Raw genomic sequence first — 14,602 nt, 5'->3', positions numbered from 1 at the left:
GGGTGAATTTCGGCGGCGTACGTGTACGGGTCCGGGTTCGGACCCGATCCAACGAACGCGGAAGTCGTGGCCCGGCGAGGGACCGATCGTCGATCACGATCGATCAAGCATTACAAGTATACGCCTGTAATGGCCTCGATCTGCAAGTAGACGATTGCCGAGTGAGACCACCACGAGCGACGAATCAGGCGCGAGGATTCTCGCGACAGTCGCCTACCGACGGCGGACCGTTCCGCAGGTCTAACCGATGTGCGAACTCGCCGCCGACGAGCATAATCCTCGGCGAGCCGCTCCGGCGCCAGTTACTGTTGTCCGCCGTTAGCCGACGTTTGCGTCCCCTGTTGCTCGAGGATATCGACGAGCCGATCAGCGAACTCGACCGATCGTCTGGGGAGCCCGTACCGGTCGGTTTCCGTATCGTACTCGCGGAGCTCCGACACGAGCTCTCCGGTGTGGGGCAGCGTCGTCACCACCTCGCGAACGTCGATCTCGAGCACCCCGTCCTCGGTTTCCAGCCACGGCTGCGTCTGCTGTTTCTGATCGTACTCGATCGAGTGCACGTCGCCGCCGACCGCGTCCACGATGTCGTCGACCGCTCCGACCTCGAATCGATCGCCCTCGGCGACGAGAAAGAGCGTTCCGTTCGCACATTCCGGCGTGTATCGTGTCATCAGTGCAGATTACAGTCGCTCGCGTAATAATAGTGTTGTCGCGGGCCGGAGCGTCCTCGCGATCCGCAGGCGTATCGATCCGAGCGAGCGGCGGCGCTCAGGTTTCCGCGATCTCTTCGCGCGTCTCGACGGCCCCGTCGAGGGGATCGCTGTCCCAGTACTCGTGGTTCGGATCCTCGCGGAAGCACGCGGCCTTCCCGTCCGCGTCGTCGACCTCTCGAAGCGTCGGGTGCTCCTCTCGACAGGCCTCGCGGGCGACCGGACAGCGCGTGTGGAACCGGCAGCCCGAGGGCGGATCGACCGGGTTAGGAACGTCGACCTCTCTGAGCGGCGGCTCGCTGGCCTCCGTCGAGTCGAGGTCCAGATCCGGCGTCGCCCATCGGAGCACCTCGGTGTACGGATGGCGAGGGTCGTGAATGAGCCGCTCCGCGGTACCGATCTCGACGATCTCACCGAGGTACATCACGGCGATCCGACCGTCGCCGTGTTCGGCGAAGTACCGCGCGTTCGAGAGGTCGTGGGAGATGAAGAGGAACGAGGTTTCGAACTCCTCCTGCAGTTCCAACATCAGGTCCATGATCTCGATACGCAACGAGACGTCGACCGCGCTGATAGCCTCGTCGGCGAGGATCGCGTCCGGATTCATCAGCAATGCGCGAGCGAGGGCAACGCGTTGCTTCTCGCCGCCCGAGAGCTGATGAGGGTACCGATCGAGGAACTCGTCGGCCGGGGTCATGCCGATGCGCTCGAGCAGGGAGTGCATCCGACTCCGGCGTTCGGTCTGGTTGATGTTCGGATGAGTGTGCCGCAGCGGCTCCGTGAGAATGTTGACGATGCGCCGGTTGGGGTTAAGCGCGCTCCCCGGATCCTGGTGGATGATCTGGAGCGCCGACCGGATGTCGTCGTACGGAATCTCGCCGCCACCTTCTTTCGCCTCCCAGATATCCTGGCCGCGGTACTCGATCGAGCCGCCGGTCGGCTGCTGGAGGCCGATCATCGTCTTCCCCAGCGTCGTCTTCCCGCAGCCGCTTTCGCCGAGGAGACAGACGAGATCCTGTTCTTCGATATCGAGCGAGACCCCGTCGACCGCTCGGACGACGCGGGGGTCTTCGGTGAACCGCTCGAGCAGACCCTGTTGCTCCTCGAAGTGGACCTCGACGTCGGTGAGCGAGAGGAGCGGCGTCCCGACCGGCTCTTCGTGGCGTGTTCTCGCAGCCGGTTCCGCCGGTTCGGCGGGAGCGGTATCCTCGAAGTCGTCGCTCGTCTTGCCGAAATTGAGCTCGATCTCTTCGCGGGCTTGCTCCCGGTGGTGACACGCCGACCGGTGAGCGGTGTCGTCCCCATCGACCGTGGCTAACGGCGGATCGTTAGTCCGACACTCTTCCGTTGCGAGCGGACACCGCGGTTCGAACCGGCACCCGGACGGGAGGTTCACCGGAGCGGGACCTTCGCCCGGGATGGGCTGCATCTCCCCGAGCGGCGCATCGATGTTCGGCGTCGCGTTCAACAGCTTCCGCGTGTACGGGTGAGCGGAGTTTCCGATGATGTCGTCGCGCGGCCCGATCTCGGCGAACTGGAACGCGTAGATGATCGCCATTCGATCGGCGAGCGACGCGACCAGCGGCAGGTCGTGGGTGATGAAGACGATCGTCAGATCGTACTCGCTCTGCAAGTCGTCGAGCAACGTCAGAATCGACCGCTGCATCAGCAAGTCGAGCGCGGCCGTCGGCTCGTCCATCACCAGCACCTCCGGATCCAGGACCATACTCAACGCGATCAAGGCCCGCTGTTGCATCCCGCCGGAGAGTTCGTGGGGATACGCGTCGAGAACCCGCTCGGGCTCGAGATAGAGGTTCTCGAGGAGTTCGCGGGCGAACTCGAGTCCCTCCGGGACGTTCTTGTCGTGGGCCTTGAGCGTCTCCGTGAAGTGAGCCCCGACCTTCATCGTCGGATTGAACGAACTCATCGCGCCCTGAAACACCATCGACACCTCCTCCCAGCGGAACTGTCTGAGTTCCTCGTCGCTCAACTCGAGGAGGTCGACCGACGATCCGTCCTGCCGGTTGTACGTGATCTGCCCAGTGAGGACGCCGGGATCGGGAATGGCATCGAGCAGTGCGGAGGCGAACATCGACTTGCCGCTCCCGCTCTCGCCGACGATACCGAGGACTTCGTTTCGCTCGATGCTGACGTTGACGTTCTCGAGGACGCGCGTTTTGCCCTCGTTGTAGGTGACGCTCGTGTTTCGGATCTCGAAGATCGGATCTTCGACGGTCTCCGGTGATACGACTCGATCGCTGGGTGTGCTGTCGGTAGCCATTATATCATCTCCGTCGTCGTGTCGGTTTCTTCCTCCTCGATGGACTCGGATTCGCCGGTGAGACGGGTCCGGACGCGGGGGTTGAAGATCCGGTCCATTCCCTGGCTCAGCAGGACGAGCCCGAAGGCCAGCCCGACGATGGCGATGATCGGGACGAGGAGCCAGTGGAAGGCATCCATCGAGAACAGGCCGCCTTGCTCGTACCCGTTATTCAATGTAACGCCCCAATTCTGTCCCGTGTAGGGCAACACGCCGATGAAGTACAACCCGACGGACGCGAAGATCGTGTAGCGTGCAGCCAGCACGAAGTTGACCATCACGTACGGCATGATGTTCGGCAGCACGTCCTTGATGATGATACGAACCGAACCCGTGCCCATCGTACGGGAGGCTTCGATGTAGCTCTCCTCTCGGATCGAGAGGACCTGTGACCGGATCGAACGACCCAGCCCGGCCCAGTAGTTGATCGTCAGGACGACCCCGAGGAGAAGCGGGTTCTCCGGACTCAACGCGATGGCCAGGACGATGACGAGCGGTAGGCCCGGGATCGCCATGAAGAAGTCGGAGATTGCCGTGATGACGGTGTCTATCGTGCCGCCCTTGTACCCCGAGACGGTGCCTACTATGACTGCGAGGGTGGTCGCCCACACCCCGCCCGCGAGCACCATCTGGAGGATGAACGGCGTCGAGTCGATGATCAGGGCCAGCAGATCCGTCCCCGAGTTGGTCGTCCCGAGCGGATACGACATGTTCTCGAACGGCCTGAGGAACCGCTCGGCCTGATTCGTACTGGCATCGCGCCAGAGCCCGAGCAGATCGACGACCGCCATGAGGAGGTAGACGCTCAGGATGAGGACCCCGAGACGAGTCCGCCTGTCGGACCACGCGACGGCGGCTGGCACGTAGAGCTTCTGTTCGTAGAACTCGTTCAGTCGGTCGCGGCGACTCATCTCGACGTCCGACGTCTCCGAACGCCAGTCGATGCCGTCGGCGGCATCGGGTTCAGTACTCATCTGACTCACCTGCACTGATACGCGGATCGATCAATCCGTACGTCAGGTCCGCGATGTAGACCGCGACGACGAGCGTAGCCGTGATGACCAGGAAGCACCCCATCATCAGCGGGTAATCGTTCGCCTCGACCGCCTCGATCATGTAGTAGCCCAGACCGGGATACGAGAAGATCTCCTCGAGCACCACGGTCCCCCCGAGTCGGAACCCGATCAACAGGAGGAGCCCCGTATACATCGGGAGGATGGCGTTCTTGGCGACGTACCGGGTGGCGATCCGGCCGTCGGAGAGACCGCGCAGTCTGGCGACTTCGACGTACTCCTCGCCGAGCACCTGAATGCCGTTCCCGCGCATGTTGAGCGCCGTCGATCCGATCCCACCGATCGTAAACGCCAGGATCGGGAGCGCGGCGTGGTAGAGCACGCTCGAGAAGTACTGGAGGGGCTGCGAGGCGTCGAGACCTCGAGCGACGGCGTTCCCGGTCGGGAACCAACGAAGCTGGAACGCCAGGAAGAACAGGAAGATCACGGCGAAGATGTAGTAGGGGACCGACATCAGGAAGATCGAGCCGCCCGATGCGATCTGGTCGAACCGCGAGCCTTCCCAGTACGCCTGGATTGCGCCGAGCAACACGCCGACGATGAACATCAGTATTGTGGACACCACGACGAGGAAGACGGTCCAGGGGAGCGCTCGAGCGATCACTGAAATGACCGGTTCGTTGAGCGAGATCGACTGGCCCAGATCCAACTGGAGGACGCCGATCATATAATCGATGTACTGTTGCCAGAGCGGTGCGTCAGGTCTGATGTTCTGCAGTGCCTCGATACGCGCGTCGACCTGCTCGGCGGGGACCCCCTGCTGGAGGAGTTCGATCCGCAACTGCGTGAACGGACCGCCGGGAAGCAGCCGGATCAGTCCGAAGGTGAGCGTCGCCACTGCGACGAGAATCAACGGAATTTGTAGCGTCCGTTTGAAGTAATAGTTCATTTTAGTGATATTAAAACGGAATCGTATCGGTGGCTCAGCCGTTGTACTGCAGTTCGCCCTCGTGGGGCCACCAGAACTGTGGCCACTTCACCTGCCGGTTGGGGCTGTCCTCGTCGGCGATCGTCCAGTCGTCGTCCGTCACCCAGGATTGCTCGTGCTTGGACACGAGTCCGAGGAACGGAAGTTCGATGTGGTTGTGCCACGCCGCCTCCTGGACGTACGGCCGCGCCTCCTCGTCGTTCGGTTGCTGTGCGATCTGGTCGACCACATCGAGCGGGGTGAGCGACATTTCTTCGCCATCTCTGCCGGGAATCGTCTGCTCGGATTGGGCCTTCTCCCGGTAGTTGTGACCGCCGCCGATCTCCTCCTCCCATAGCTGGTAGCGCAGCGGGAAGTACGGGAACGACGACCGCGATCCGCCGGGCAGCCAGTAGAGGCTCCCCATCGAGAAGTTGCTATTGGAGTACTGATTGAACCAGTCGTTCGTCGAGCTCGTGCTGACCGAGAAGTCGAAACCGAAGTCGTTCAGTTGATCGACGACGGTGTCCGTCATGGTCTTCCAGTCCGTCCATCCCGCGGGCGAGTAATAATCCCCGCCGATGGTGTCGCCATCGGAGTCCTGCCAGGTTTCACCTTCCAGCGTGTATCCGGCGTCCTCGAGCAGTTGGGTCGCCTCGTCCGTCTGACTCTCGTCGGCGCCGTAGGTCTCGAAGTCGTCCTGCCAATCGTCGAGCCAGTACTCCTGATCCTTGGGCGCGATACCGCAGGGCGACGGCGTCACGAACTTCGACCGCGGACCGGCGTTGTCGACGATATTCTGCCGGTTGATGACGTGTGCGACCGCCTGTCGCACCGCTCGCTGTCCGAAGTGTGGGTCGTCGTGATTGAACACGATACCGTAGCCCCACTTGGCCGGAATCTTGACCTCGACGACGTGGTCCGGGAACTGGTCGACGGTCTCCGGCGGTGCGAACAGGCTCGGTGCGGCGTCGACGTCCTCACCCGAGATGAGCGCCTGGTGCTGGGCGTTGTTCCCGCCGTAGTCCTCGATCATGAACTTCTCGATGTTGACGTTATCAGCGTTGTAGAACTCGGAATTTGGCTCGAACTCGAACGCCTGTCGGTCCTTGCTCACGAACGAGAAGGGCCCGCTGGCAACGGGATCCTCCCAGGCCCACCGGAGGAACTCCGACTCGTCCTGGTCCAGGAACTGTTCGTGGACGTCCGCTTTCGTATCGACGAAGAAGTTCGTGAGTTCGAACTGGATGATCCGCGGGTTCGTCGGCCCGGAGAGCAGCAGGCGTGCGGTCTTCTCGTCGACGATCTCGTAGTCATCGAGATATCCCCAAATCGAACTGCCGGTCATCTCCGCCAACTGGAGCTGGACGTCGAGGTCGTCGGTCGTCCACTCGTCCCCGTCGTCCCACGTCAGATCGTCGCGGAACGTGAGCGTCACTTCCTGTTCTTCGACCTGCAAGTCGAGGTCGTCGAGCGCCCCGAGGAGGAACTCGTCCTCGCTGAACGAGTACTTCAGGAACGGAGCGAACACCGATCGCCCCGCGGGCCATCGATAGTTCTGGATTCCCGACGTGTTGAAGTGAAGATCGTTCGGATTGCCGGTGTACGCGTTGACGAACGTTCCCTCTTCCGACGTATTCCCACCGACACAGCCGGCGAGTGCGGCGATACCGGATGCCCCTGCCACCGTTAACATGTCCCGACGACTGAGCACATCGCTGTAGTCGTTCGGGCCGCTATCAGATCCCATGACGTGGGAATCATAACCATAGTTGCTAATAAACATTGTGATACATATTCGTCACTAGTTAGATCAAAGCAAGCCGAGCGATAAACAATTTTAATCGCTCGGCTTACGCGCTGTGGTCGTTCGGAGTACGAGCCACGATCGGACACGCGATCGACCACTACCGTTTTACCGGTCGCCCGCGACGACTCGAGCGTATCTCGATGAATCAGTACGACGACTGCTGGCTCCGGTACGAGCGCGTCGCGGACGACGACCGACTCGCCTCATACCGACGACGGTGTAGACACGCGTACGTCGCCGAAAAGTCACCCAAGTGCGGCGCGATCCGGGACGAACTCCGGCGGGCGCTGCCCGGACTACTCGCGGAGGAGTCCCACCTCTGGCAGCATCCGCCGACGACGGTCGACGGGTTCCTCGCCATCGGTACGCCGGACGACATGGCGATGATCGCCGAGTCGGTTCCGGACGACGATGTCGCCGATCTCGAGGCCGGGGGGTTTCTCGTCCGATCGGTCACCTGGAACGGCACGGACTGTCTCGTCGTCACCGCGCCAACTGATCGGGGGCTGGTGTACGGCACGTTCCACCTCCTCCGACTGCTCAGCGTCGGCGAACCGATCGACGACCTCGACGTTCGCGAGGAGCCGGCGTACGCGAACCGGCTGCTGAATCAGTGGGACACGCCCTTTCACCGATCCGTCGAACGGGGGTACGCCGGCGAGTCGATCTTCGACTGGGAACGATTACCCGACCTCCGGTCGCGATACGAGGACTACGCCCGCTTGTTGGCCTCCGTCGGGATCAACGGGATCGTCCTCAACAACGTCAACACGACGAAACCCCCGCGGGCGAGCGCGAACGCCGCGTTCGACGCGTTCGAGGGATGGCAACTGCTCGAGTCGCGGCGGCTCGAGGACCTCACCGGGCTCGCGTCGCTGTTTCGCCGGTACGGGATTCGGCCGTACCTCTCGGTCAACTTCGCGTCTCCGATGCTCGTCGGCGACCTCGATACCGCCGATCCGGTAGACGAAGGCGTCCGCGAATGGTGGCGGGCGAAAGCCGACGAGATCTACGACCTCGTTCCGGATTTCGGCGGCTTTCTGATCAAGGCCGACTCGGAGGGACAGCCCGGTCCCTACGACTACGACCGCGATCACGTGGACGGAGCGAACGCGATCGCACAGGCGGTGGAGCCCCACGGCGGGCGCGTCTGGTGGCGCGCCTTCGTCTACGGCTCGCACGAGGACCGGGCGGTACAGGCCTACGACACGTTCGAACCGCTAGACGGCGAGTTCGCCGACAACGTCACCGTCCAGATCAAGAACGGTCCGATCGACTTCCAGCCCCGCGAGCCCGCGTCGACGCTGTTCGGCGCGATGCCGGAGACGGACCTCGGACTCGAGTTACAGATCACCCAGGAGTACACTGGACAGGGCGTCCACGCGACCTCCCACCTCCCGATGTGGAAAGAGGTTCTCGAGTTCGACACGCACGCGGACGGCGAGGGGACCCCGGTGAGTTCGCTCTTCCACGGCGACGGTGAGGGCGTCGTCGGCGTCGGCAACGTCGGTGAGGACTACAACTGGACCGGACACTACCTCTCTCAGTCGAACCTCTACGCCTTCGGTCGCGCGGCCTGGGACCCCGACCGCTCCGCCGAGGCGATCACCCGCGAGTGGGTCCGACAGACGTTCGACGACGACGCAGACGTCGTCGACACCGTCACCGAGATCCTCCACGACTCGTGGGAGGCCTGCGTCGACTACGAGACCGGGGGCCTCGGACTCATGCACATGATGCACAACGGCGAGGAGTACCTCGAGAACCACTACTACCCGTCGCCGGCGGAGTGGCCCGGCTATCACGGCGCGAGCGAGGACGGGATCGGCGTCGACCGAACCGAAAGCGGGAGCGGCTACGTCACGCAGTACCGCGAGCCGGTCGCCGAGCGCTACGGCTCCGTGGAAACGTGCCCCGAGAAGTTCCTTCTCTTCTTCCACCACCTCCCCTGGGACCACGAACTCGAGGACGGGACGACCGTCGTCCAGCGGCTCTACGACAACTGCTTCGCGGGCGTCGAAGAAGTCGAGCGGCTCCGGGAACGGTGGCGCTCGCTCGAGGGACGCGTCGATGAGCGGCGGTACCGCCACGTCGCCGAGCGGTTCGGCGAACAGGTCGCGCAGGCCGAGCGGTGGCGGGACGTGCTCACCGCGTACTTCCGCGAGCACTCGGGCATCCCCGACGAGCGCGGGCGCGCTCGAGACGGGTAGCCGGCTCTACGATCATCGATAAATTTTTCACGTGTGTTCTCCATCCACACACCATGTCGAAAACCTCGACGCTGCTCGACCTCGTCGCCGCTCAGCGCGAGCAGATGAAGGTCATCCTCGCGCTGTTGATCGCGTCGGGACTCCTCCTCGCGCTCTCGGCCGCGTTCGTCGAACCGGGCGACGAGGCGTTTCTCATCCTCCTCATCGACATCGTTCTCGTGGTCGGAGCGTTCGTCTTCTTCAGCGTGACGTACTGGTACTGCACGAAACGCGCGATGGACGACTGAGCCGGCTCGCTCGGTGCCAGTTCTCGACCCGGACCCGAAGACGGCGCGTTCGCGCCGTTCGTAAAGCGTCGTGATTACGACGCGTCGGCGAGGAAGTTCGCGGTCTCGGTCGCGAGCTCTCGAACGTCTTCGTTGGCGTCCGCCGCAGCGACTTCTCGAAGCTTCGGCACGGCGGCGTCGTCCCCGAGGTGGCCGAGCGCTCGAACGGCACGCGCACGCACGGAGACGCTATCGTCGTCGAGACGGTCGACCAGCCGGTCGCTCGCCGGGGCGACGGCCTCCGGCTTCTCCGCCGCCAGTTCGGCGAGCGCGTCGATCGCGCCGCCGGAGACGGCCGGATACGCGTCGTCCAGCAGCGTGACGAGTTCGTCGACGGCGTCGACCGCCGACCGGGGCTCCGATTCGATAGCGGCAACGACGACGTTACTCAGCGTGTGACGGGCGGAGATTCGGCGTTTGCGCTCTTCGTCCTCGTGATCCCGTATCGTGCGCCGGGTCACCTCGTCGGTTACCACGTCGCTGAGGTCTTCGCTCTCCGGATCGGGCTCGGTGGCTCGAATCCCTTCGATCACCCGCCGTACGTACGGTGCAACGAGATCGGGACGTTCGACGACGAGCGTGGCAAGGACGCTCGAGCCGGTCAGCTGTACGTCCACGATCTCTGCGCCAGCAGTGCTGACAAGGGTGGTCAGCCGCCCCTCGAGCGCCGCCGGATCGCGTTCGACGACGGTCCTGAGGACGGTGATCGCACGCAGCGCGATCGCGGCGTTGTCGTCGTTGGCGAGCGACGCGACCTCGTCGAGGACCGGGCGCACGGCGTCGACCCCCTCCTCGGCGAGCGTTTCACAGACTTCGACGCCTCGCCGTCGGACCAGCGGGTCCGATGAGGAGAGGGCCGCACGTAGCTCCGCGTCGTCGATGTCAGCGCGGGTTATCGACTCGAGAGCGACTCCGTCGAGCGGCACTGGCGAGTCCTTCGTCATGGACGTGTGGTACGCACCGGAGGGTAAATACGTGCGGGTTGTGCTACCAGACGTACCGGTAGGGACACCGACAGTCCGCGTCGTTACTCGACGTTCGCGACGTCAGTCTCGGTGAAGTACGTCCGGCTGGTCCGCGGTACTTCCTTCGTTCCGGCCACCTCGAAGGCGGCGGTCGCGGCGATGTCGGCTGCCGAGTGGCCGACGCGGAACTCGTAGGGTCCCTCTTCGACGGTCAGGTCGAAGTCCCGGTCGTGGTAGGCGAGTTGCGAGGCGTCGACCTCGAAACTGACCCGCTTCGCCTCGCCCGGCTCGAGGGAGACGCGTTCGAACCCGACGAGTTCCTGAACCGGGCGAGCCTGATCGGGGTTCTCCGCACTCGCGTACAGCTGAACGACGTCGTCGCCCGCAGTGTCGCCAGTGTTTTCGACGGTCACGTTCGCGGTGATCGTCCCGGCCGGCGGGAGTTCGTCGGTCGACAGCGAGAGATTGCCGTACTCGAAGTCGGTGTAACTCAGCCCGTGGCCGAAGGGGTAGAGCGGGGCGCTCTCCGTGTAGACGTACTCCTCGTTTGCGGTGTTGGGCTTCCGGTTGTAGTGGACCGGGAGCTGTCCGACCGTTCGCGGGATGGAGACGGGAAGGTGCCCGCCGGGGTTGTGTTCGCCGAACAGGACGTCAGCGATGCCGTCGCCGCCACGTTCGCCGGGGAGCCACGCCTGCACGACGGCCGGAACTTCCCGCGCGATCCACTCGAGGGAGTGGGGTTTGCCGCTCACGACGACGACCACGACCGGCGTCCCCGTCTCGTGTACGCGTTCGACGAGGTCGCGCTGGACGCCGGGGAGCCCCAGATCGACCACGTCGCAGCCCTCACCGCTGGTGGCGACGCTTGGCTTGTTGATCCGCTCTTTGTCCGAATCCGAGAAGTCGACGGCGGAGCGCGCGCCGACGAACGCGAGGGCGACGTCCGCAGTTGCGGCGGCGTCCGCGGCCGCGTCGAACTCGTCCGTCTCCGGGCCGGTGGTCGTACAGCCTCGCTCGTGGAGCACCTCGAACCCGCACTCGTCACTTCGCTCGCGGACGGCGTCAAGCGGCGTCGTCGCCTCGAACTCGACCTCCTCCTCGGGGTAGTGGGCGGGGTACGCGTAGTCGCCCATGAGCTCCTGGGCGTCGTCGGCTTTCGGACCGACGACCGCGACGGCGTCCGTCTCCTCGCCGATCAGCGGGAGCAACTCGTCGTCGTTTTTCAGGAGCGTCATCGACTCGCGGGCGGCGCGCGTGGTGAGGTCCCGCGCCTCGTCGGTGCCGAACGGCTCCGACGCCGCATCGGGATCGACCGTCGGATCGTCGAGAAGCCCGTTCCGTGCCTTGGCGCTGAGGACGCGACGAACCGCCTCGTCGAGCGTCTCCTCGGCGAGTTCGCCGGCCTCGACGGCGTCCACGAGGTGCTCGCCGTAGCAGTCCGTGTAGGGGAGTTCGACGTCGATGCCGGCCTCGAGGGCCGCGACGCCCGCCTCGCGTTCGTCCGCGGCGACGCCGTGTTCGCTCCGGAGGAACTCGACGCTGTAGTAGTCGGAGACGACCGTCCCGTCGAACCCCCACTCGCCACGGAGCACGTCGGTCAGGAGCCACTCGTCGCTGGCACACGGGACTCCGTCGATGTCGTGATAGGCGTTCATGACCGACTCGGCGTCCGCCGTTCGGATCGCCGCTTCGAAGGGGAACATGTGCGTCTCGCGGAGTTCGCGCCGTCCGAGGTTGACCGAACTCCGGTTCTTCCCGCCCTCACCGGCGCTGTGACCGACGAAGTGTTTGAGTGTGGCAGTGACGCCGTCAGCGTCTCTTTGAAGCCCGTCGACGTAGCCACAGGCCATCGCTGCGACCAGATACGGGTCCTCGCCGAACGTCTCCTCGACGCGGCCCCACCGGAGGTCGCGGGCGACGTCGAGGACCGGAGACAGCGCGTGCGTGGTTCCGATGGCCGCTAACTGGTCGCGAATGGTATCAGTGACCGTTTCGAGGAGGTCGGGCGACCACGTGCTCGCCATTCCGATCATCTGCGGGAACGTCGTGCCCTCCGGTCCCATATACCCGCTGAGGCACTCCTCGTGGGGAACGGCTGGGATTCCGAGACGCGTTTCCTCCTGAAGATACGTCTGAAGTTCGTTCGTCCGTTCGGCCGCCTCTGACGGGGACAATCCCCCCTCTCCACCGATGCGAGTTAGGTGTCCGATACCGGTCGAAAGATGCTCTCTAACGGCATCCTCGTCGAGTTCACCGTCGCTATCCAGGAGTTTGTTCGCGTTCGCGGAACCGAGTTGTGCCGCCTTCTCTTCGAGCGTCATCTCCTCGAGGAGGTTCGCTACGCGCCGCTCGGCCGGCGTCTCGGCGACGCCGCGGTTTGGACTAGTTTCCATCAAGTGGCACCTCACAATCCAGAGTCTTAATGATTCGGACTGGGTCCGCTACGCCGGTTCTCTTCCGCTCGTCGGATCTCTGGTCCCGGAGTCGACAGTAGGGCTCGCTCGAGCGGCGAGTAGACCGTCGCTGTCACGACCTCCACTACCCGTCCGAGGACGGGTCACCCTCCATGTCCGGTCTCGACCGGTTCCCTATCGACGAATTACATGTCTGTACTGCTACCTACATGTTCGCTTATAGAGAACGCTACCGTAATATCACTACCAAATGAACTGATCGAGGCTCGTGCAGTGAGTCGGGTTCACACACCACAGCTACCGGTTCTCGGGTGATTACCCGCGGCAAACGGTTCGCCTCCGTTTACCAGCGAGTCTCTCGGTTTCGGACCGTGATACGCACGAAATTTGCCGAGTAGGGCGTTTCGGTTATCGAAACCGCGCTTACAGAAGTATGCTTGTAAAACTCAGTTGTACAGTGAGAGTATATCACAAGGATTGTTCGCCAATAGATAACATCGTTCTACCCGTGTGAAATGGTGACTGGTGTCGCTACCAGTTGGTCATGCTCTGTCGAACTCGATTCAGTCCGACGCTCGTTCGATTCGGCTCACACTGGAACCCGTATCCGTCACTGGTGCAGCTACCGACGTTACGGGCTGTAGTCAACGTCGCTGGCAATGCGGATCTCGTCGTCAACGTCGCTGACGACATCCGTTCGGTGTGTCGTCCCCTCGTGCCGGAGGACGGGAGAACTCTAGATCCATCGACGCTTCCGTTACACACATACGAATGTAATAAATCGGTACGCCCGCCGGCGCGAAGGTCGGATCCCGTTGGAGGTATGAACGAGCGCCCTGCGACTCTCTCACCGCCGAGCGATCGACGGAAACCACCCCCTTACAATCGTATGTTTGTAATACGAACGCCGTTCCGCGTCTGCAAACACGCGAAATCGCGGTGAAACACCGTCTCGCCGGAGCATTGCACAGATAATCCGCCGACGGAACGAATTCGTCCGTTCAGCCCGACCGAACGCAGTAACGAGTGCCCCGCGCGAGTCCCTTACTCCGCGAACAGCAGGTTTACTTCGATCGTGTTCGCGGTGGAGAGGAGTTGATTTTGCAACTCGTCGTGTTCCCACTCGGTTTCGAGACGGTGTTGGGGGCCAACGATAGTGACGGCACCGTAGACGGCCCCATCGTTGTCGAGTATCGGTGCGCCGATGGCGCTGATTCCGGGCAAGTACTCGCCGTGGTTGTACGCGATTCCCGTCTCGCGGATCTCCTCGAGTTCCGCGATGAGCGTCTCCCGGTCCGTGATCGTTTCGTCGGTAAATGCGGGGAGCCCCCAACTTGCGATGATCCGATCAATCTTCCCGTCGTCGAAGTGAGCGAGTATCGCCTTTCCGCCGGCCGAACAGTGAAGGTACGTCGGTGTCCCGACGTCGATGCTCGAGGTGACCGACCGATCACCATCACAGGCGCGAATAACGGTTCCGAGACCGTTCTGCTCGGTTGAACAGAGTACTCGTTCGCCAGTTTGATTTGCGAGATCCTCGATGGGGGCCTTTGCGGCCGCGTATAGCGGCTCTGCGTGTTTCACGTGCTCACCGAACGAGAGAAACCGAAGGCTCAGTCGGTATTCGTCGCCGTCTTGCACGACGTACCCCTTCGAACGGAGTGTCGTCAGGTGTGCGTGGACCGTACTCTTCGCCAGTCCCGTGCGCTCGGTCAACTCGGTCACCCCAGCGCCTTCCGCCTGCCAGAGCGCCTCGAGGACGTCGAGGGACTTTACTACCGCCTGGACCCTGTCCGCTTCATCCGTGTCCGGTGTTGCCATACGACAGATTACCGGTAGAGTGTCATAATTGTTCTGCTCTATTGAA

General features: G+C 63.2%; 10 protein-coding genes. 2 read left to right on the top strand and 8 right to left on the bottom strand.

Going from position 1 to position 14,602, the window contains the following annotated elements:
• Nucleotides 1-302: 302 nt before the first annotated feature.
• The 5 genes from DWB23_RS19045 to DWB23_RS19025 form a co-directional block, all read right to left on the bottom strand.
• The gene (locus DWB23_RS19045; protein WP_121744385.1) at nucleotides 303-671 is read right to left on the bottom strand and encodes a hypothetical protein; all 369 of its coding nucleotides are present in this window, start codon (nucleotides 669-671) and stop codon (nucleotides 303-305) included.
• Nucleotides 672-768: 97 nt separating this feature from the next.
• The gene (locus DWB23_RS19040) at nucleotides 769-2,991 is read right to left on the bottom strand and encodes an ABC transporter ATP-binding protein (RefSeq protein ID WP_121744384.1); all 2,223 of its coding nucleotides are present in this window, start codon (nucleotides 2,989-2,991) and stop codon (nucleotides 769-771) included.
• A complete protein-coding gene (locus DWB23_RS19035) occupies nucleotides 2,991-4,004 on the bottom strand; it encodes an ABC transporter permease (RefSeq protein ID WP_238717507.1) in 1,014 nt (337 codons plus the stop codon). Before DWB23_RS19035 ends, DWB23_RS19040 begins: the two co-directional genes overlap by 1 nt.
• Entirely contained in the window at nucleotides 3,994-4,992 is a 999-nt protein-coding gene (locus DWB23_RS19030; RefSeq protein ID WP_121744382.1) for an ABC transporter permease, read from the bottom strand. The genes DWB23_RS19035 and DWB23_RS19030 overlap by 11 nt, the downstream gene beginning before the upstream one ends.
• Before the next feature lie 34 nt (nucleotides 4,993-5,026).
• Nucleotides 5,027-6,706: an ABC transporter substrate-binding protein gene (locus DWB23_RS19025; protein ID WP_121744381.1), complete on the bottom strand. Its 1,680-nt coding sequence runs from the start codon at nucleotides 6,704-6,706 to the stop codon at nucleotides 5,027-5,029.
• Nucleotides 6,707-6,960: 254 nt separating this feature from the next.
• Between DWB23_RS19025 and DWB23_RS19020 the strand changes: the two genes are divergently transcribed.
• Nucleotides 6,961-9,030: an alpha-glucuronidase family glycosyl hydrolase gene (locus tag DWB23_RS19020; RefSeq protein ID WP_238717505.1), complete on the top strand. Its 2,070-nt coding sequence runs from the start codon at nucleotides 6,961-6,963 to the stop codon at nucleotides 9,028-9,030.
• A 53-nt stretch (nucleotides 9,031-9,083) separates the two neighbouring features.
• Nucleotides 9,084-9,317, top strand: a complete 234-nt coding sequence (locus DWB23_RS19015) for a hypothetical protein (RefSeq protein ID WP_121744379.1) — start codon at nucleotides 9,084-9,086, stop codon at nucleotides 9,315-9,317.
• 74 nt (nucleotides 9,318-9,391) lie between these two features.
• Here DWB23_RS19015 and DWB23_RS19010 read toward each other — a convergent pair whose 3' ends face one another.
• The 3 genes from DWB23_RS19010 to DWB23_RS19000 all read right to left on the bottom strand — a co-directional run bounded on the left by DWB23_RS19010 (nucleotide 9,392) and on the right by DWB23_RS19000 (nucleotide 14,556).
• Nucleotides 9,392-10,300 carry a HEAT repeat domain-containing protein gene (locus tag DWB23_RS19010; RefSeq protein WP_238717504.1) on the bottom strand — a complete coding sequence of 303 codons (909 nt, stop codon included), beginning with the start codon at nucleotides 10,298-10,300 and terminating at the stop codon, nucleotides 9,392-9,394.
• Between the two features lie 83 nt (nucleotides 10,301-10,383).
• Nucleotides 10,384-12,642: a glycoside hydrolase family 3 N-terminal domain-containing protein gene (locus tag DWB23_RS19005; protein WP_121744762.1), complete on the bottom strand. Its 2,259-nt coding sequence runs from the start codon at nucleotides 12,640-12,642 to the stop codon at nucleotides 10,384-10,386.
• A 1,137-nt stretch (nucleotides 12,643-13,779) separates the two neighbouring features.
• A complete protein-coding gene (locus tag DWB23_RS19000) occupies nucleotides 13,780-14,556 on the bottom strand; it encodes an IclR family transcriptional regulator (protein ID WP_121744378.1) in 777 nt (258 codons plus the stop codon).
• Nucleotides 14,557-14,602: the final 46 nt, after the last annotated feature.

It is taken from the genome of Natronorubrum halophilum (assembly GCF_003670115.1).
Classification (GTDB): domain Archaea; phylum Halobacteriota; class Halobacteria; order Halobacteriales; family Natrialbaceae; genus Natronorubrum; species Natronorubrum halophilum.
This window is presented reverse-complemented; position numbering and strand designations above follow the sequence as displayed.

Excerpts from the sequence above, each read along its gene's own strand:
- DWB23_RS19030 (WP_121744382.1), bottom strand. The coding sequence starts at position 4,992 with ATGAACTATTACTTCAAACGGACGCTACAAATTCCGTTGATTCTCGTC.
- DWB23_RS19005 (WP_121744762.1), bottom strand. The coding sequence starts at position 12,642 with ATGACGCTCGAAGAGAAGGCGGCACAACTCGGTTCCGCGAACGCGAAC.
- DWB23_RS19015 (WP_121744379.1), top strand. The coding sequence starts at position 9,084 with ATGTCGAAAACCTCGACGCTGCTCGACCTCGTCGCCGCTCAGCGCGAG.
- DWB23_RS19045 (WP_121744385.1), bottom strand. The coding sequence starts at position 671 with ATGACACGATACACGCCGGAATGTGCGAACGGAACGCTCTTTCTCGTC.
- DWB23_RS19020 (WP_238717505.1), top strand. The coding sequence starts at position 6,961 with ATGAATCAGTACGACGACTGCTGGCTCCGGTACGAGCGCGTCGCGGAC.
- DWB23_RS19035 (WP_238717507.1), bottom strand. The coding sequence starts at position 4,004 with ATGAGTACTGAACCCGATGCCGCCGACGGCATCGACTGGCGTTCGGAG.
- DWB23_RS19025 (WP_121744381.1), bottom strand. The coding sequence starts at position 6,706 with ATGTTAACGGTGGCAGGGGCATCCGGTATCGCCGCACTCGCCGGCTGT.
- DWB23_RS19010 (WP_238717504.1), bottom strand. The coding sequence starts at position 10,300 with ATGACGAAGGACTCGCCAGTGCCGCTCGACGGAGTCGCTCTCGAGTCG.
- DWB23_RS19000 (WP_121744378.1), bottom strand. The coding sequence starts at position 14,556 with ATGGCAACACCGGACACGGATGAAGCGGACAGGGTCCAGGCGGTAGTA.
- DWB23_RS19040 (WP_121744384.1), bottom strand. The coding sequence starts at position 2,991 with ATGGCTACCGACAGCACACCCAGCGATCGAGTCGTATCACCGGAGACC.